Annotated in this window: 16 protein-coding genes and 1 tRNA gene; 4 read left to right on the top strand and 13 right to left on the bottom strand. The window is 62.5% G+C overall.

From position 1 onward, the window contains the following. Positions 1-346: 346 nt before the first annotated feature. Positions 347-847 (bottom strand): SsrA-binding protein SmpB, encoded by a 501-nt coding sequence (gene smpB / locus DEVEQU_RS14490; RefSeq protein ID WP_126151308.1) that lies wholly within the window; start codon positions 845-847, stop codon positions 347-349. A gap of 6 nt (positions 848-853) precedes the next feature. Beyond that, on the bottom strand, positions 854-1,729 hold the full coding sequence (gene dapA / locus DEVEQU_RS14485; protein WP_126151307.1) for a 4-hydroxy-tetrahydrodipicolinate synthase: 876 nt from the start codon (positions 1,727-1,729) through the stop codon (positions 854-856). 179 nt (positions 1,730-1,908) lie between these two features. On the opposite strand from dapA, the gene DEVEQU_RS14480 reads away from it, so the two are divergent. Then, complete coding sequence (locus DEVEQU_RS14480; protein WP_164550420.1) at positions 1,909-2,859, top strand: alpha/beta fold hydrolase; 951 nt, start codon at positions 1,909-1,911, stop codon at positions 2,857-2,859. A gap of 10 nt (positions 2,860-2,869) precedes the next feature. Here DEVEQU_RS14480 and DEVEQU_RS14475 read toward each other — a convergent pair whose 3' ends face one another. From DEVEQU_RS14475 to DEVEQU_RS14455, 5 genes are all read right to left on the bottom strand, one after another. Continuing rightward, on the bottom strand, positions 2,870-4,297 hold the full coding sequence (locus DEVEQU_RS14475; RefSeq protein WP_164550419.1) for an OmpA family protein: 1,428 nt from the start codon (positions 4,295-4,297) through the stop codon (positions 2,870-2,872). 231 nt (positions 4,298-4,528) lie between these two features. Then, positions 4,529-5,971 carry a porin family protein gene (locus DEVEQU_RS14470; RefSeq protein WP_126151304.1) on the bottom strand — a complete coding sequence of 481 codons (1,443 nt, stop codon included), beginning with the start codon at positions 5,969-5,971 and terminating at the stop codon, positions 4,529-4,531. Positions 5,972-6,431: 460 nt separating this feature from the next. Continuing rightward, entirely contained in the window at positions 6,432-7,592 is a 1,161-nt protein-coding gene (gene nagA, locus DEVEQU_RS14465; RefSeq protein ID WP_126151303.1) for an N-acetylglucosamine-6-phosphate deacetylase, read from the bottom strand. Beyond that, positions 7,589-8,617 (bottom strand): SIS domain-containing protein, encoded by a 1,029-nt coding sequence (locus DEVEQU_RS14460; RefSeq protein WP_126151302.1) that lies wholly within the window; start codon positions 8,615-8,617, stop codon positions 7,589-7,591. Before DEVEQU_RS14460 ends, nagA begins: the two co-directional genes overlap by 4 nt. Continuing rightward, complete coding sequence (locus DEVEQU_RS14455; RefSeq protein ID WP_126151301.1) at positions 8,614-9,402, bottom strand: GntR family transcriptional regulator; 789 nt, start codon at positions 9,400-9,402, stop codon at positions 8,614-8,616. The genes DEVEQU_RS14460 and DEVEQU_RS14455 overlap by 4 nt, the downstream gene beginning before the upstream one ends. A gap of 225 nt (positions 9,403-9,627) precedes the next feature. Between DEVEQU_RS14455 and DEVEQU_RS14450 the strand changes: the two genes are divergently transcribed. Continuing rightward, positions 9,628-10,521: an N-acetylmuramic acid 6-phosphate etherase gene (locus DEVEQU_RS14450; protein WP_126151300.1), complete on the top strand. Its 894-nt coding sequence runs from the start codon at positions 9,628-9,630 to the stop codon at positions 10,519-10,521. An 89-nt stretch (positions 10,522-10,610) separates the two neighbouring features. On the opposite strand, the gene DEVEQU_RS14445 is transcribed toward DEVEQU_RS14450, so the two are convergent. Further along, positions 10,611-10,898, bottom strand: coding sequence for a PRC-barrel domain-containing protein (locus DEVEQU_RS14445; protein ID WP_126151299.1), 288 nt, complete (start codon positions 10,896-10,898; stop codon positions 10,611-10,613). Between the two features lie 137 nt (positions 10,899-11,035). Beyond that, positions 11,036-11,125: transfer RNA gene (locus DEVEQU_RS14440), tRNA-Ser, on the bottom strand. Positions 11,126-11,346: 221 nt separating this feature from the next. Here DEVEQU_RS14440 and DEVEQU_RS14435 point away from each other — a divergent pair. Beyond that, positions 11,347-11,844, top strand: coding sequence for a DUF2147 domain-containing protein (locus DEVEQU_RS14435; RefSeq protein ID WP_126151298.1), 498 nt, complete (start codon positions 11,347-11,349; stop codon positions 11,842-11,844). Between the two features lie 36 nt (positions 11,845-11,880). On the opposite strand, the gene DEVEQU_RS14430 is transcribed toward DEVEQU_RS14435, so the two are convergent. After that, on the bottom strand, positions 11,881-12,519 hold the full coding sequence (locus DEVEQU_RS14430; protein WP_126151297.1) for a glutathione S-transferase N-terminal domain-containing protein: 639 nt from the start codon (positions 12,517-12,519) through the stop codon (positions 11,881-11,883). A gap of 133 nt (positions 12,520-12,652) precedes the next feature. Continuing rightward, entirely contained in the window at positions 12,653-13,093 is a 441-nt protein-coding gene (locus DEVEQU_RS14425; RefSeq protein WP_126151296.1) for a glyoxalase superfamily protein, read from the bottom strand. 277 nt (positions 13,094-13,370) lie between these two features. On the opposite strand from DEVEQU_RS14425, the gene DEVEQU_RS14420 reads away from it, so the two are divergent. After that, the gene (locus DEVEQU_RS14420) at positions 13,371-14,141 is read left to right on the top strand and encodes a sulfite exporter TauE/SafE family protein (RefSeq protein ID WP_223214239.1); all 771 of its coding nucleotides are present in this window, start codon (positions 13,371-13,373) and stop codon (positions 14,139-14,141) included. An 83-nt stretch (positions 14,142-14,224) separates the two neighbouring features. Here DEVEQU_RS14420 and DEVEQU_RS14415 read toward each other — a convergent pair whose 3' ends face one another. Further along, on the bottom strand, positions 14,225-16,315 hold the full coding sequence (locus DEVEQU_RS14415; protein ID WP_126151295.1) for a molybdopterin-containing oxidoreductase family protein: 2,091 nt from the start codon (positions 16,313-16,315) through the stop codon (positions 14,225-14,227). 203 nt (positions 16,316-16,518) lie between these two features. Further along, complete coding sequence (locus DEVEQU_RS14410) at positions 16,519-17,139, bottom strand: hypothetical protein (RefSeq protein WP_126151294.1); 621 nt, start codon at positions 17,137-17,139, stop codon at positions 16,519-16,521. Between the last annotated feature and the right edge of the window lie 28 nt (positions 17,140-17,167).

Here is a 17,167-nt window from a genome sequence, read left to right as displayed (position 1 = left end):
CCCCCTCCCAACCTCCCCCGTCAAGGGGGAGGAGCCGCATCGTGCTTGGGGTAAGATTTTACCCAAAGCGCCGCCCGAACTCCCTCTCCCTTGCGGGGAGAGTTGGGGTGGGGGATGAGAGCCCGTGACCGATAAGTCCATATGCGATAGCCCTGACCCTCAAGGGGAGGGAGGCGATGGAGCGGCGTGTTGGCACACCATATCCCGCCAGACCACCCTTGGGCTCGACCCGAGAGCGGCCTGGTGCGGGTGTCACCTGTCGCGAAGGACCCCAAATCCCAGTTGGTGCGTTCGCGAAACACTCTCAGGTCACGCCTGTGGCATAAGCTTGCCTTTCGGCCGACGCTCAGCCGCGGCCGCCTTCTTTCATGATGCGGGCCTTGTCGCGGTTCCAGTCGCGGTCGCGGCTGGTGGCGCGCTTGTCGTAATTCTTCTTGCCCTTGCCGACGCCGATCAGCAGCTTGGCGCGGCCCTGATCGTTGAAATAGAGCTTCAGCGGCACGATGGTGTTACCCGCGCGGGCCACATCGGCGTCGAGCCGCGCCAATTGTTTCTTGCTGATCAGCAGTTTGCGCGGGCGGCGCTCGCTGTGGTTGAAGCGATTGGCCTGCAGATATTCGGGAATATGGGCATTGATGAGCCACAACTCCCCCTGCTCGGGAGAGGCGTAGGACTCGGTGATCTGCGCCTTGCCGAGACGCAGCGACTTGACCTCGGTGCCGGTCAGGACAATGCCGGCCTCGATGGTGTCGCCGATTTCGTAATCGAAGCGCGCGCGCCGGTTTTCAGCCACGAGACCGTGGCTGATCCAACCATTCTTGCTCTTGTCGTTCTTCTGCTGTGCCATGAAGGGTTAGATAAGACCTGCATGGGCCATTGCAAAGTCCATGGCGTCCTGCGTTGCCTTGCTGATCGGGATCAGCGGCAGCCGCATTTCATTGGCGCAGAGATTGAGGCGGTTGGCCACATACTTTGCCGGAGCCGGATTGGGCTCCATGAAAAGGTCCTTGTGGAGATAGGACAGCTTTTCATTGATGGCGCGGGCGGCCTTGAAATCGCCGGCCAGGGAAAGCTCCTGCATCTGCGAGCACAGGCGCGGCGCAACATTGGCTGTCACCGAAATACAGCCATTTCCACCATGGGCGTTGAAGCCGAGGGCGGTGCTGTCATCGCCCGAAAGCAGGATGAAATCATCGCCCAGCTTGACGCGTTCCATGGTGGCGCGCTCGAGACTGCCGGTCGCGTCCTTGACACCGATAATATTGGGATGGGCATCGCGCAGACGCACGATCGTATCGACGGAAAGATCGACAATGGTGCGGCCCGGCACCGAATAGAGAATGACCGGGATGCCGATGGCCTTGGCGACAGCGGAGAAATGCTGGAACAGGCCTTCCTGATTGGGCTTGTTATAATAGGGCACGACCGAAAGCACGGCATCGGCGCCGGACTTTTCGGCATGCTTGGCCAGCGACACCGCTTCGGCGGTGGAGTTCGACCCGGCACCGGCGATCACCGGCACGCGCTTATTGGCGACCTCGACACAGATCTCGACGACGCGATTGTGCTCTTCATGGCTGACCGTAGGGCTTTCGCCGGTGGTGCCGACGGGCACCAGGCCATGCGTACCCTCGGAAATCTGCCAATCGACAAAGCTGGCGAAGGCTTTCTCATCCACGGCCCCGTCACGCATGGGGGTGATGAGTGCCGTAATCGAACCACGCAGCATTTTGTCGATATTCCTTGATTTGGGTGCCGGAGCTGAACGCCGGCCGATAGGGTGTGTTGTGTCCCATGCCTCCCGCAGGGACGAGCGGCACCATACTTTTAACTGCCTTCTGCGACAAGGCGGGTCTCGCGACACAAATCCAACTTGTGGCCAAGCCGGTGGCGCCGGTAAATGAGCATATGTTTGCGTTCCTACAGAAGCGAAAAGTAGCCAGCGACCACCCCGCCTTCACGGCTCTGCCCGTGCAGCGCATCGCCCTTTCCAATCCCCGGATCAGCGCGGCGGTGCATCTCGATGGCCGCTTCGAATGCGGACGCACCCCGATAGTCTGCCTTGCCGGCTATCATCGCAATATGAGCGACTTCACAAGTTTCGTTCAATATTTCAAACGCTTGGGGCTGGATGACTGGCCCGTGGTGCTCATCGACCTGCCGGGACGCGGCCGATCTGACGATCGGCTTCGCACCGAGGACTATAATTCGATCAACGATGCCGCAGATGTTGCTGACATCCTGAGCGCGCTGGGAATTGGCCGCGCAATGCTGCTCGGCCAGGGGCATGGCGGACAGGTGGCAATGCTGCTGGCCGCGTCGCACCCCCTGCTGATCGCGGGGACGATCCTGCTCGATTCCGGGCCGGTGGCCGACTCACGCGGCATCGTCCGCCTGCGCAACAATATGGCGCATATTGAGGGCCTTAGGAGCGCCAAGGCGGTGAAGGCCGGGTTCCGTCGCATGCTGGCCGGCGACTATCCCGGCAGCAGCGAAGAGGCGCTGGACGGACTAGCTCTGCGCAGCCATTGGTTCGACAAGCGCGGTCGGGCGCGGCCGCTCTTCGACCCGCGACTGCTCGATCCGTTGAAGCGCTTCAACTTCGACGACGTCTTGGTGGCGCAGTGGCCGCTTTTCGACGCGCTCAAATGCGCGCCGCTGATGATGTTGCGCACGCAGCTGACCGATCAGTTGCGGCGCGAAACCTTCGAGGAAATGACCCGCCGCCGACCTGAGGCGGTGGCGCTGATCATTTCTGGCCAAGGCTCCCCTGCCCTGTTCGACCAGATCGAGGAAGTCCAGGCGGTGGCGCAATTCGTGATCGATCCCGAACGCGCCCAGGCGGACGCGGCCGCCTGAGCCGGCGCCGCTATTCGTGCTCCTCGAGCACGCTCACGACGATGCGGCGATTCCTGCGTTTGCCATCCTGTGTGTCGTTGCTGGCCACCGGCTGGGATTCGCCATAACCAATGGCGTAGAGCCGATCAGGGGAAACACCGCGCTGAATCAAGGCATTGACCACAGCTTCGGCGCGCGACACCGACAACACCAGATTGCGCTGGTCGTCGCCATCGGAATCGGTGTGACCCTCGATATGGATAACGGCGTCGGGGCAAAGATTGAGGCTGGTGGCAAAACTGTCGAGAACGGGTGCAGCTCCAGGCGCCAGTACGGCGGCGCCAGACTGGAACAGAATGGCGTTCTGGGCCGACAGGGCATTCACCTCGTCACGACAGAGCGCGATGTTTGAAGCGCTTGAGGCGGGCGGAGACACAGCGGCGGGCGCCGGGGTCTGCTCGACGACGGCAGGGGCTGCCGGCGCTTCCGACTCGGTGGCCACAGGCGTAGATTGTTGAGGCGTAGCAGGCGTTTCGGCTGGCGGGGTCACGGGTTCGACCGGCTCAGAGGGCGCAACTGCGACAACCGGCGCCGGCGTCACATTCACATTCCAGGCCGACGCGCCCGTGCCGAGAATGGTTGCGATCGCGGCAATGCTGTCGGCCTCCTGGCCCTTGCCGGTGACCGACCACATGGTGCCGTCGAACGCCACCTGGCCCTCGGATAGCAGGTCCAATATTGCGACGGCGCGTTCGGCCTGCGCAGCAAAACCCTCTGGCGCGGCGGCGTTGATCTGGCTTTTGTCGGTAAGCGCGGTAGACACGCGGCCGGCCAAGTCCTGCTGCACCGCAGCGGACGGCACCATGCCGCCAATCTCGACCTGGCCACCGGCCTGCTTCACCGCACTCCAGCCATAGGCCGCGACATTGGCTTCAGCGCCGACGGGCGGGCGGATTTCGGCCATGGCCAGGACGACACCAGCGGGGGCACCTGCCGCCAGCACCGACTGGACGGCGTCATAGTCGGCCGGCGTTGCGGCTATTCCCGAAATGGTCACCACATTGGCGCGCAGCGCAAAGCGGCCCTCGGACAGTTTCGAAAGCAGGGTCAGTCCGAGTTCGGTGGCTTGCTGGTATTGAGCCGGAGCACCGCTGCCGAGCTTGAGCCAGTTGACGTCGGCCCCACTCACCTCAGCAAAGCGGTCGCGTGTTGCAGCGTCGGGCGCGTAACCATCAAAAACCAATACCCCGCCCGGCTGGAGGCTGATGCTCATCCAGTAGTCGGAAATGCGCGGGGGCGGAAGGCTGATCGAAGAATCCGAGCGTGAGGGCGGAGCGCTGGTGATCTGCGCCAGCAAAACCGGCGGTTTCGTATCGACCGCGACCTGTGCCAGGGCCGATGTGCTGGCGAGCAAACCAACAGCCGTGCCCGACACCACCCAAAAGAGCAGATTCCTCAACATCATCAATCCACTGAAATTGCCGCCACGGCGGTGAAACTAGGATAATTCGGCAGGCGTCACAAAGAAAAACGCGTCTCCGCCCCCAAGATCACGCACACTTCACCAGCCGTCGCGGCCAAGAGATGCATGTGTGAGCGCCCTGTCGCGACGCCGCGGGCGAACTGAGGCCCATATACAGAAAGGCCCGGCATGAGCCGGGCCTTTCCGTTCGCATAAGCGAGGCAGAGATTACTGGAAGGCCTTGGCAGCCTTGAAGGTAACCTTGTAAGCGCCGTTCTGGTGAGCTTCGCCAGCGATGGACGAAGTGAAACCACCACCCGGAGCCCAGGCCAGTTCGGCCTTGCCGTAGAAGTCGGTCTGCTGGACAGCAACAGGCTTGTTGGTGCCGTAGACGCCGATTTCACCGGTGATCTTGATGGTTTCGGTCACAGCAGCGACGAGCTGAGCGGCGACCTGGTAGCCTTCGGTGTTAGCAATCGCGGTGTTTTCGTCGTACCAACGACCACCGAGGTTGATGCTCACGCCTTCGGTGACGGTTGCGCCGATGGAGCCGCCGACGCCAACCTGGTTAGCGAGAGCAACGCCGCCGACCTGGCCACCGGCAGCTTCACCCGACAGGGCGATGGTGAACATGTCGAAGGTGGCCTGAGCCGAACCCAGAACGTTCCAGTAGTTGGTGTTCGCAGCGTGGCTCGAGAAAGCACCGGCAGCGCGGACCTTGAAGGCGTCGAAGGTGCCGGTCACGCCAGCATGGACAGCCCAGTCCTCGACAACGCCGTCGAGCACACCACCAGCAAGACCGGTGACGTGAGCGGTGATGCCTTCACCAGCGTATTCGAGAACGCCGACGAGGGTACCAGCAGCCTGACCACCATTGCGAGCCGGGATGCCGTTGAAGGCGTCAGAGGTCGAACCTTCGAGGTTTTCGAGGCCGAGCTTCACGCCAACGCCGTTACCGAGATCGGAAACGACCTGGATAACATGACCACCGGTCTTCGGATGGTTCTTGGCAAACATGACGCCCTTATCGACGGCGTCAGAGTTGAACAGGCCGAGCCAGTTGAACGGTTCGTCATCGCCGAAGTTGGCAACGGAGCCCTTCTTACCAGCCATGATCACGGTGGTGTCGCCGACGGAGACGAAAGCTTCGTCAACGATCCAAGCGCCGTTCGAGCCAGCACCGTTCGTGGTGGCGTCGCCGCCAACGGTCGAACCGACATAAACGCCAGCAGCGTTGTAGCCTTCGTTGGTGAAGACGGTGTCGGTCAGGGACTTCAGCTTGATGGTGGCGGAAGCCGGACCGAAATCGCTGTCGGCGGTGCCGACGAACTTCAGCCAGGTTTCGACCTTGGAGCGCCAGTCGTTGTCATAGGTCACGCCGCCGACGACGACGCTGTCGTTGTCCATGACGTTACGGCCACCGGCATGGCTGTTGATCCAAGCAGGGTTGGTACCGCCATTCCAGTTGGCAGCGTAGTCGCCCCACTGGAACTCATACTTCACTTCGCCCGAGATCTGCAGGCAGTTGGTGTCGGACGAGATGGTCAGGCCCGAAAGACCGAGAGCGTCGCAGACGTCCAGCGAGGTGAGAACGCCAAGATCGGCAGCGAAGCCAGCGGTCGAGAGACCAGCGGCAGCAACAGAACCGAGGATAAGGCTCTTGAGTTTCATTAATTGACCTCCAAAGTCAGTCATTTTTTGGTGCCGGTTACCCAGCGGTTTGTCGAAACGCGACCACACTGTTCGTGGTGCTGTGTGTTGCCGTCGCGTTGCGACCGACAAACGATCCCATGCATGGATTCGCAAGACCCACTCTACGCATGCAAAAACAGGACGCAATCGCCGAAACCGGCTTTCGAGGCTGCCACAATCTGGTTGCCATGCGGATGTTGCAGATTCAGCACACAGATTGAAACCAAGTGTTAAGCACCCCTAACAATAAGTTAAAGGCCTCTAAAACAAGACGTTTTCAGAAAGAAGCCGGTTACCAATCGCAGGTGGTGGACCAGCGCCCCTGATATGGCGACCGGACACAGTCTGGGCGGAGCGCTGACACAATTGCGGTGAACCGCATTAAAAAAGTCCCCGCCTCGCGAAGGCGGGGACGCTTGCAAATAGCGAATGAAAGCAATCAGGCAGACCAGACGGCCTCGCCTCCGATCCAGGTGGAGCGCACGGCGCGCTCATTGGAAAGATGCACGAAATTGGCCACCGCCGAACGGCCCAGATGGCCATAAGTGTCGGCAATGCCCATCGCCTCGGCAGGGTAGAGGGAGGCCATCCGGATGACTTCCTCGAAATCGAGACCGATGTGATCGACCATAAAGGTGATGGCATCGATCATATCGAGGTCGGCGCCGGCAAGGGTACCGTCGGCCAGTCGCAGCGCGCCATCGGCACGAGTGATGGTGCGGCCGTTGAGGGTAAGCGTTTTGAGGTCGGTACCGGTCTGCGACATGGCATCGGTGACCAGGAAGATGCGTCCGGGTCCGACCTTGGCGCGCAAGGCGGCAGCAATGGCGGCGGGGTGAACGTGAATGCCGTCGGCAATCAGCCCGGCAAAGACATTGGGATTGGACAGTACGGCGCCGACCACGCCGGGTTCGCGATTGCCCAATTGGCTCATAGCATTAAACAGATGCGTCGCCATTGTGGCCCCGGCGGCAAAGGCGGCGTTGGTGACGTCGTAGCTGGCATCGGAATGGCCGATGCTGACGACGGCACCGGCCCCGGCAAGGGCCGCCACCTGCTGGGGCGTCACCGTTTCGGCGGCGACGGTGCAGAGTAGATTGGGCAGGTCATGCGCTGCCGCGACGGTGCGGGCCAGATCGGCAGCATCCATCGGGCGGATCAAAGCGGGGTCGTGCGTGCCCTTGCGCGCCAAAGACAGGTGTGGACCTTCGAGATGGAGGCCCAGGAAGCCCGGCACGCGCTGCTTCCAGGCTTCCACGCCGGCAGCGATGGCCTCGATATTGACCGCGGCGGTGTCGGTGATCAGCGTCGGCAGCAGAGCGGTGGTGCCGAACTGGGCATGCGCGGCGCATATCGTGCGGATGGATTCCACAGTCGGCGCATTGTTGAACAGCACGCCGCCGCCGCCATTGACCTGCAGGTCGATGAAGCCGGGGACGAGCATGCCGCCATCGAGCGCGTGGCGCTCGGCATTGTCCGGGAGGGCGTCGGTCGACACGATGCCGGCGACATAGCCGAATTCGACCAGCAGTGCCGAACCATCATGCCAGGCATTGCCGTCAAAAATTCGGGCTCCGGTGAAGGCGAGAAGCTGGCTCATAATGTTTCCGTGACTTTCTTGAGCATTGGCGGCTCGTCGGGATTAAGGCCGCGATGGCGGGCCAAAGCCTCAACGAAGCCATAGAAGGACACCACAAGCGCCAAGGGGTCGGTGATCGGGTGACCGGTGGCGGCAAAGGGCAGGCGTCGCGCGGCGCCTCCCAGGTCGCTGGTCAGAAAAGCACTCGCCCCCTGCCCGGCCAGCTTGTGCGCCATGTCCGCCACCGACTTTTCGGCGGCGTCGCGAGCGGCAAGCCCGAGCACCGGATAGCCGGGGTTGACGATGGACACCGGCCCATGCATGACTTCAGCGGCGCTGTAGGACTCGCCCTGGATGCCGCAGGTCTCCTTGAATTTCAGCGCCGCCTCGTTGGCAATGGCGAAACCTGGACCGCGCCCCAGCACATAAAGGGCGTCATGCCCATCGAGCACCGGGATCATCTCAGACCAATCGCAGGCAACCGCCCCGGCCAGGCGCTCGGGCAAGGCGGCGACGGCGCGCTGCAGCTCGACGTCGCCGCTCCAGTGCGCCAACAAGGCCAGACCCGCGACCACCGAGGTCACGAAGGTCTTGGTGGCGGCGACGCTCTTTTCGATGCCGGCATGCAGTTCAATGGTGAAATCGCTCGATTGGGCCAGCGGCGAGCCGGCGGTATTGGTGATGGCCAGGGTTGTGGCACCGCTGCGCCGGGCCGACTGGGCCATGCCGACGATATCGGGGCTCTTGCCGGACTGCGAAATGGCCAGCGCCACGGCGCGGGAGAGGCGCAGATCCCGTCCATAGATGGAAGCGATAGAGGGCCCGACCGAGGCCACCGGCAGGCCCATTGTCAGCTCGATGGCATATTTGAGATAGGCCGAGGCGTGATCCGAAGAGCCGCGCGCGATGGTGATGACCATGGCCGGATCTTCGGTGCGCAGCCGGGCGGCGGCCTCGCCCAGCACCGGGGATGACGCAGAAAGGAAGCGCGCCACGACTTCGGGAATCTCCTCGATTTCGAGGCGCATATGGGTCATGGCGGTCATGGTTTGCCGGCTCCTGCGGGTGCAGCGTCGCCCAGGCGCAGCTCGGCGACGAAATCATAGGTATCGCCCCGATAGATGGAGCGGGTGAACTCGATGGCGCGGCCGGACGGCAGATAGGAGATGCGCTCTATGAACAGGCCCGCCGACCCCACCGGCACCAGAAGCAGATGCGCATCGGCATCGCTGAGATTGGCGGCGCGAATGCGCTGAATGGCGCGAACAGGGCGATTGCCGGACTTTTCGAGATGCTTATAGAGAGAATCGCCGATCAGGTCGGGATCGGGCAGGATGGAGGAGGACAGGCTGGCACGCTCAATGGCCAAAGGCGTATCTTCGGAGAGCCGAAGGCGGGCGATGCGCGTCACCTGTTCGCCGGCGCCGAGGCCGAGGATCACCGTTTCCTCGGTCGAGGGATGGTAAAGGCCGCGATCGAGCCATTCGGCCCGTACCGCCATGCCGCGCCGCGCCATATCTTCGGTGAAGGAGGTCAGTTGGGAGAGCGATTGCTCGACCCGCTGCGCCTGCTGGGCCACAAAGGTGCCGGAGCCGTGGCGTTGCACCAGTACGCCATCCTGCACCAGTTGCTGCACCGCCTTGCGCACGGTGACGCGCGAGACATCGGTCTTGATGGCCAGGTCACGCTCGGAGGGCAGCGCATCGCCGGGATTGATTGCGCCGCGTTTTATGGCATCTTCGATCCAGCGCTTGAGCTGGAGATAGAGCGGGCCGCCCAGGGGCAGCACGACTGGGCCGTCTGTGAACAGATTTCCGGACGCGTCCGCCACTCAAACCCTCTCAAATCCAAGACAGGCCCCGCCGAAAACCGGCCGGGCCCTGCGCAAAAGACAATACCAATAAAATACCATCCGCCAAGTGCAAACAGCGTGGGCTCCGCAAAATCGGGCATCGCCTTGTTCGCTAACGGCCTTTTATAGCGGATGGTTATGGCTGCTGTGCGGCAGCTGGACAAGTGGTATTTTTTTGGCATTATCGTCGCAGAGGAGAGCGAGATGGCCACACGACAGACCGAACGCCGCCACCCCGATGGCGCGGGGCTGGATCAGCGCCCGGACGCCGACATCCTGTCGGTCCTGTCGCGGGCACAGGCCGAGGCGGCAGTCAGTGTCGCGGACAGCCTGCCGCAACTGGCGGCAGCGGCGCAGCTGGCAGCGGATGCCATCGCCTCAGGCGGCCGGCTGATCTATGCGGCAGCAGGCAGTTCTGGCCTGATGGCGCTGGCGGACGCGCTGGAACTGCCGGGCACCTATGCCATCGACCCGGCACAGATCGTGGTGCTGCTGGCCGGTGGCATGGGCTCGCTCATCCATATGCAGGGCGGGCCGGAAGACGATGGGGAGGCCGCGCGTGCGGCGGTGGCAAAGCTGCAGCCGACGTCGCGCGACTGCCTGATTGCGGTTTCGGCCAGTGGCAATACCCCCTACCCGCTGGCAGCGGCGCGCACGGCCCGGGACGCTGGGGCGCGCAGCATCGGCATCGCCAATAATGCCGGCGCCACGCTGTTTTCGGTGACCGATGTGAGCGTGCATCTGCCCACCCCGCCCGAAGTGATCGCCGGCTCCACCCGCATGGGCGCGGCAACGGCGCAAAAGATCGCGCTCAACCTGATCTCGACCCTGATGGCGATTCATCTGGGGCACGTGCATGACGGCTATATGGTCAATGTGATCGCCGACAATGCCAAGCTGCGCGAACGCGCCAGGGGAATCGTCATGGCCATTACCGGCGTCGATGCCGAAGAGGCCGAGCGGGCGCTCGATGTCAGCGATGGCGCGGTCAAGCCGGCGGTGCTGATCGCGGCGGGATGCGAAAGCATTGAAAGGGCGACGGAACTGCTATCCCGCCACGCCGGCAAGCTGCGCCCCGCGCTGATGGAATTGGGCTGACAGACGAACCATCGCCTGCCGCGCGCGGCTCCGCAAAACAAATACGCCCGGCGCGATGCCGGACGTATTTGAAAGCGTATCAAGCAGTATTAGTGCTTATGCTCGGGCATCTGCTCGAGCTGATCCTTCGTCCAAGCCGTGACGGCATGAACGTCGCCGTTCTCGTCACGCATGAAATCCAGATCACTCAACGGCACGGCCACAGGCTTGGCACCAATACCCAGGAAACCGCCGACATCAATGATGACAGAATCCATGCCGTGGACATGGTCGACCTTGCCGACCTTGTGGTCATCGGCGCCGTAAACAGAAGCGCCTTCAAGGATGGACGGAGTGAGTTCAGCTGGGCTGAGACGAACGTGGTTTACATGATCCATTTGGTAATCTCCTCATGGTTATAAGGAGTTAACCCAGTGCGGACAGGAAAGTTCCGCGTTCAAATTTCGGTCATCAACGGAACAAAATCAAACCAGGCCAAGGTTATCGGCGGTTGCAGCGCGCAATGTCTGGAAAGTGGCGGAGAGGAAGGGATTCGAACCCTCGAGACCGTTCCCGATCTGCACCCTTAGCAGGGGTGTGCCTTCGACCACTCGGCCACCTCTCCGGCAAGTGTCTGATACAGGCACCGATAGCGTCATTGCAAGGGCTTTATGCCGGGTCCCCGCAATTTCCCCAGCCGCAGATTTCTGGCCGAATTGTCTTTATGCCGCCCCTAAACCTCGGCCGCCTCGATGTCACGATCATGCTGGCTTTGACCGACAGTGGAAATGTGCAAGCTGTGGGGCATGAAGCACGGCCGAGTCTTGCGGGCGGGGAGACAGTCTCGTGAAAGAGATTTTTGCGGGGGTGGTGGGGACGATGATGCTGTCGATTGGCAGCGCGTCGGCGCAAATGGCTGATCCCGTCGTCGGCGTCTGGCGCACGCTGTTGCGGTCGGAGGTGACGATCAGCGCCTGCGAAACCGGCTATTGCGGGGTGTTGTCGCGCATCGTGGTGCCGGAGGGACTGCTGAGCGGTGCCGAGGCCGAAGCAGCGGCGGCGATGCGGCCGGAGGACTTCTTCGACTTTCGCAACAAGGACCCTGCCCTGCGCGACCGGCCGATGCTGGGCCTGCAAATTCTGACGCTGCGGCCGGGCAGCCAGCCTTACATCCTCGATGGGGAAATCTATAACCCCGAGGACGGCAATACCTATTCGGGCTATGTCGAACTGCTGAGCGCCGAGCGCATCAGGCTCAATGGCTGCGTGTTGTTCAACACTATCTGCCGCGGCGAAGAATGGGTGCGGGTGCCGCCCGAGGAAGTGCTGGAGCCGGCGGAGTAGCGCACGGCCCGGATGGCCGGACCGTGCTGCAAATGATCAGGCCTTGCCGTATTCGAGGCCGCGCACGGTGGCGGGACGAGCAGCCATGCGCTCCAACCAGGCGTGGACATGGGGGTAGTCGGCCTTGGTGGCGCCATAACGCTCCCAGGACTGAGCCCAGCCGATGGCGGCGAAATCGGCAATGGAAATGTCGCCGGCGATGAAGTCCTTGTCCTTGAGCTGGGTGTCGAGGACCTTGAACAGCCGCAGGGTTTCCTCGCTATAGCGCTTGATAGCGTAAGGAATCTTTTCCGGCGCATAGACCGAGAAGTGGTTGTTCTGGCCCAGCATGGGACCGAAGCCACCCACCTGCCAGAACAGCCATTCATCGACCTTGACCTGGGCGCGGGTGTCGGTCGGATAGAACTTGCCGAACTTCTGGGCGAGATATTTGAGGATGGCGCCGGATTCAAACACTGAGATCGGGGCGCCGCCCGGACCTTCGGGATCGACGATGGCGGGAATCTTGTTGTTCGGCGAGATGGCCAGGAATTCGGGCTTGAACTGCTCGCCCTTGGAAATGTCGATGCGATGATAGGTCCACGGCACGCCCAGCTCTTCGAGCATAACGTGAACTTTCTGTCCGTTCGGGGTCGGCAGCGAATAGGCCTCGATCGGCTTGGTTTGCGTCGTCATGGCGAGCCATCCTTGGTTTCAGTGCTCAAGGTATATCGGCAGCTGCCGATGAAAGACAAGGTGTGGCACGCGGTGAATGGCCCAATGCTTCCTTCCCGCCGGGAGACGGGAAGGAAGATTGCGGTGCCATCCGCTAGGCGCGCAGGACACGCATCTGCGGCTGGCCGTTGCCGCGCAGGGCGGGCGAGACGCCGTGGATGTCCACAGTGGTCACCACGCGCTGGCGCAGGGCGGCGAACATGAAGTTGGGCGTGACGTTCACCGGCTCATCGAAATGAATGGTGAGCGTGTAGTTCTGCATGTTGTGCGCCAGCTGCACGCCCAGCACGAGGCCGGTAAAGGGCTGCTCGAGATAGAAGCCCTTGACGCGCATGCCCACCTGGAAGGGCACGGCGACGCGTTCCGGCAAAGCGGCGCGGGCGGTGTTCCAATCGCGAAAACCATGGGCGCGCGCCACCTCTTCAAGGGCCGCGCTATGGGTCAGCATCTGCCCGGCGCGGGCACGATCCTGACGCAGGCTCTTGGCCTCTGACTTCAGAGTCTGGGCGGAGGGGGTATCGAGTGAATAAGACATGATCGGTCTCTCCGAGGGGAGGCGACTTTCTGCATGGGAGCCCGCATTGCCACGATGCGCCTTGGGAGGAATAACCGAAGGTAGCAAAAAGCAATGCTGGACTTCACCATGGATCACGCGATCCGCGGGCGGCCGGTGCCAGCAACCATGGCTTAGATGCGCCTCGGTCGCCCTCAAGTCAAGGGAGGCGCGATCAATCGCAGTGATGGGCGGATCAGACAATTGTGTTGGGACATTGCAGGCGTTGCAGGTAGGAGGAACAGAGGCAAGAGGGCTGATGATGACGGAAATTCTGCTGTTGGTGGCCGGTCTATTGGGCGGCGCGGTCAATTCGCTCGCCGGTGGTGGCTCGTTCATCGTATTTCCGGCGCTTTTGTTCTCCGGCGTGCCGCCGATCCTGGCCAATGCCTCGAACACCTATGCCGCCCTGCCCGGCTATGCCAGCGGCGCCGTGGGCTATTGGAAGGCAATGGCGCCGCACAAGGACAAGCTGATCCTGTACGGCATCATCGCTGCAGTGTTCGGCTATCTGGGCGCCGAACTGCTGCTGGTGGTGTCCGAAGAGCAGTTTTCCAAGGTGGTGCCGTGGTTGATGGCGTTTGCGGTGACCCTGTTCATCTTCGGCAACCAGCTCAATGCCGCGGTCAAGGCGCGTAATAGCGGCGCGAAGGGCATGCAAATGGTCGGTGCAGCGCTGTTGCTGGCGCTGCTGGCGGCTGTCTGTGTCTATGGCGGGTTCTTCAATGCCGGGCTGGGCATTCTGCTGCTGGCGTTTCTGGCGCTGGCCGGCATGACCGACATTCACGCCATGAACGGGTTGAAGCTCTATGTGTCGTCCATCGTGGCACTGGTGGCCGTGGTGCGCTTCGCCTTCAACAGCCGCATCGACTGGTATCACGGCTCGATTGCGCTGGTGGGCGTGACCATTGGCGGCTATGTCGCGGCGCGGCTGGCCCAACACATACCGCGCAACTGGATCCGCGTGGGCGTCATCGTCTACGGCATCGGGATGACTGCGTACTTCTTCTGGTCGGCGTATTTTGCCTAAGTGATCCGCCTATTGCTCGATCGTCACCCCCGGGCTTGACCCGAGGTGACGGCCGGTGGTTGGGCAAGGGGACGTCGAGCGTTTCAGACTTTTCGCACCCACACCGCCGCATCGTGGAATGCGGCGCCGCCGAAGGGGGGCGCGGGGTCGGAATTGGTGAGGGTGTTGATACCCTGGCCGCGCCGGTGCGCCTTGTTGCGATGCAGACCCTCTGCGATGAGCACGCCGGTGCAGAGGCCGGTGTGGATACGGGCGGTGAGTTCAACTTCACCGCGGCGATTGCCGACCAGCACGGCATCGCCTTCGACGACACCGAAACGAGCAGCGTCTTCTGGATGGATGAAAACCGACGGTTCGCCCTCGCGCTTGAGGCTGCCTGGGGTCTGGTTGAAGGATGAGTTGAGGAAGGCGCGGGCCGGAGAGGTGGCGAGCTTGAAGGGGTGCTCGGCATCAGTCGGCTCGTTCACCGCCCAATGGTCGGCAAAGCGCGGCATATCGGCGGGATGGCAGGACCAGCGATATCCCTTCTTGTCGGCCACTTCCTGCCAATCAGGCTCGAAACGGAAGCGGCGATCGGGCCAGCCGAAGCCATGGGCGAAACGGGAGATATCGTCGGGACGCTCGCGGTCGATATAGCCAGTCTTTTCAACCTCTTCGAGAGCCGGGTAGTTCGAGCGCGCGAAGGTGTCGGCCACGACGTCGCGATCGGAAACATGAAAACTCGGATCGTCGCTGCCCAGCCGCAGAGCAATGGCGTTGATGACCTCGTGGTTGGAGCGGGTATCGCCCGGCGCATCGACCACTTTGGGGCCATAAAGCACGCGGGTGTGACCGCCACGGGTGTAGTAGTCGTTGTGCTCTAGGAACATGGTGGCCGGAAGCACGATATCGGCCAGTTCAGCCGTTTCGGTCATGAACTGCTCATGCACGACGAGGAACAGGTCCTCGCGCAAGAGGCCTTCGCGCACCAGGCGCTGATTGGGGGCCACGACAGCAGGATTGGTGTTCTGCACGATCATGGCGTGGACCGGCTTGCCGCCCTGCAGCGCCTTGGCATCGCCGGTGAGGATCGGACCGATTTCGGACATGTCGAGCACCCGCGGAGTGCCCTTTTGCAGATGCGTGCCTTCGACGCGCGATTTATCCAATTGCCAGGTGCCGGAATTGGAATGGAAGGCGCCGCCGCCGCGATGCTGCCAGGCGCCGGTCATGGCCGGAATGCACAGGGCGGCGTGAACGGCGGTGGAACCGTTGCGCTGGCGCGAAAAGCCATAGCCGAGGCGGAAGAAGGTTTTTGGTGTCTTGCCGACGAGATGGGCGAAGGCTTCGATTTCCGCGACGCTGAGGCCGGTGATTTCGGCAGCCCATTCGGGTGTGCGGGTTTGAAGATGTGATTCAAAATCGGGGCCGAAGTCGGTGAATTTGGCCATATATTCACGATCGGCGAGGCCATCGCGCAGCAGCACATGCATGACCGCCACCGCGAGCGCGCCATCGGTGCCGGGGCGGAGGACGAGGCCCATATCGGCCTGTTCCATGGTCGCGTTGCGATAGATGTCGATGACCACGATTTTCGCACCGCGCTGTTTGCGGCCGCGCATGGCGTGAGTCATGACATTGACCTGGGTATGCACCGCATTGGTGCCCCAGATGACGACGCAGTCACTCTCGGCCATCTGCTCGGGATTGACGCCACCGAGCAGGCCGGTGCCGGCAATATAGCCAGGCCAGGAAAGGCCGATGCAGATCGTGTCGTATTGGTGGGAATAGCCACGCACGGCGCGCAGGCGCTCAATGCCGTCGCGATGCACATGGCCCATGGTTCCGGCATAGAAATAGGGCCAGACGGACTCGGGCCCATGCTCGGCTTCCACCGAGAGGAAGCGGGCGGCGATCTCGCCCAGCGCCTCGTCCCAGGAAATGGCCTCCCACTGCCCTGCCCCTTTGGGACCGACGCGTCGCATGGGGTGCATCAGGCGGTCTGGGTGGTGGATGCGCTCGGCATAGCGGGCGACTTTTTCGCAGATGACGCCGGCGGTGTAAGGATCGTCCTTGGCGCCGCGCACCCGACCGATGCTGTTATCGGGGAGAATATCGACATCGAGCGCGCAGACCGATGGACAGTCATGCGGACAGACGGAGCGGATGGTGCGGGCGGGGGCTGGGGCGTTCATGGAAGGACGCTAGATGAGCCGGCTCATGGCGGCAAACGGATTGTGGTGATGGAAGGGATAAAGCGGGGTGATGGGGCTGGGAAATACCCCCACCTAACCTCCCCTGAAGAAGGGGGAGGGACCGATCGAGCATGCTGCCAAGTTTGCGCCCCGCCTCTTCTCATCCCGCTTCTCCAGGGGAAGGACAGGTGGGGCCAGACCCATCACGAGGCCGCGAAGGCCTTGGTCGCGGTCTCAGCGTTGCGCTTGGCGCGGGTGGCGGCGTGCTTGGCGAGTTGGGAGGCGCCGCCGTGGAACTGGGAGAAGGTGATGCGGCCGGTGGTGCCTGAAATGGTGATGCCACGCCAATTGGGGCGAACGGCGCGGACATCGGACCAGTCGATGGTGGTTTCACGCCCGGCAGCAGAGCGGTGGCGCACCTGACGATTATCCCAGCGGGTTTGAGTGAAAAGGCCCGCGACGCCGATCCCCACCGAACCGGCGGCGAGGAACAGGACTGCGATATAGGTTGCCACAAGCTGGGTCGTATCAGCCGCGCTGCCCATGACGATGACGGCGAAGAGCAGGATGGCGGCGAGGGCGGCGGAGCCATAGCAGGCGAAATATTCGACCAGCGAGGGGCGCAATTCGGCCCAACCGCCTTCGACCATGATGCCGTCCTCGGACTGTACCAGCCGGAGCGCGAGGAAGGCCGCATAGCCAAAGGCAACGACGCCGGCAGCGCGCGACAGCGGCAAATGGGCCGTCGCCGGAATATATTTGAGGATGATCAGCATCGTGATCGTCATGAGTGGCAGAGCCACTTCCTGCCAACGCAAGGGCACGCTTGTCTTCTCCGCAATGAGGGCCGCG

This window comes from Devosia equisanguinis (assembly GCF_900631955.1).
GTDB classification, from domain to species: domain Bacteria; phylum Pseudomonadota; class Alphaproteobacteria; order Rhizobiales; family Devosiaceae; genus Devosia; species Devosia equisanguinis.
The sequence above is the reverse complement of the archived record's forward strand: the minus strand, read 5'-3'. Positions and strand labels throughout refer to the sequence as shown.

Coding starts and splice junctions, on each gene's coding strand:
- smpB (WP_126151308.1), bottom strand. CDS start 847: ATGGCACAGCAGAAGAACGACAAGAGCAAGAATGGTTGGATCAGCCAC.
- dapA (WP_126151307.1), bottom strand. CDS start 1,729: ATGCTGCGTGGTTCGATTACGGCACTCATCACCCCCATGCGTGACGGG.
- DEVEQU_RS14480 (WP_164550420.1), top strand. CDS start 1,909: ATGTTTGCGTTCCTACAGAAGCGAAAAGTAGCCAGCGACCACCCCGCC.
- DEVEQU_RS14470 (WP_126151304.1), bottom strand. CDS start 5,971: ATGAAACTCAAGAGCCTTATCCTCGGTTCTGTTGCTGCCGCTGGTCTC.
- nagA (WP_126151303.1), bottom strand. CDS start 7,592: ATGAGCCAGCTTCTCGCCTTCACCGGAGCCCGAATTTTTGACGGCAAT.
- DEVEQU_RS14460 (WP_126151302.1), bottom strand. CDS start 8,617: ATGACCGCCATGACCCATATGCGCCTCGAAATCGAGGAGATTCCCGAA.
- DEVEQU_RS14450 (WP_126151300.1), top strand. CDS start 9,628: ATGGCCACACGACAGACCGAACGCCGCCACCCCGATGGCGCGGGGCTG.
- DEVEQU_RS14445 (WP_126151299.1), bottom strand. CDS start 10,898: ATGGATCATGTAAACCACGTTCGTCTCAGCCCAGCTGAACTCACTCCG.
- DEVEQU_RS14430 (WP_126151297.1), bottom strand. CDS start 12,519: ATGACGACGCAAACCAAGCCGATCGAGGCCTATTCGCTGCCGACCCCG.
- DEVEQU_RS14425 (WP_126151296.1), bottom strand. CDS start 13,093: ATGTCTTATTCACTCGATACCCCCTCCGCCCAGACTCTGAAGTCAGAG.
- DEVEQU_RS14420 (WP_223214239.1), top strand. CDS start 13,371: ATGATGACGGAAATTCTGCTGTTGGTGGCCGGTCTATTGGGCGGCGCG.
- DEVEQU_RS14415 (WP_126151295.1), bottom strand. CDS start 16,315: ATGAACGCCCCAGCCCCCGCCCGCACCATCCGCTCCGTCTGTCCGCAT.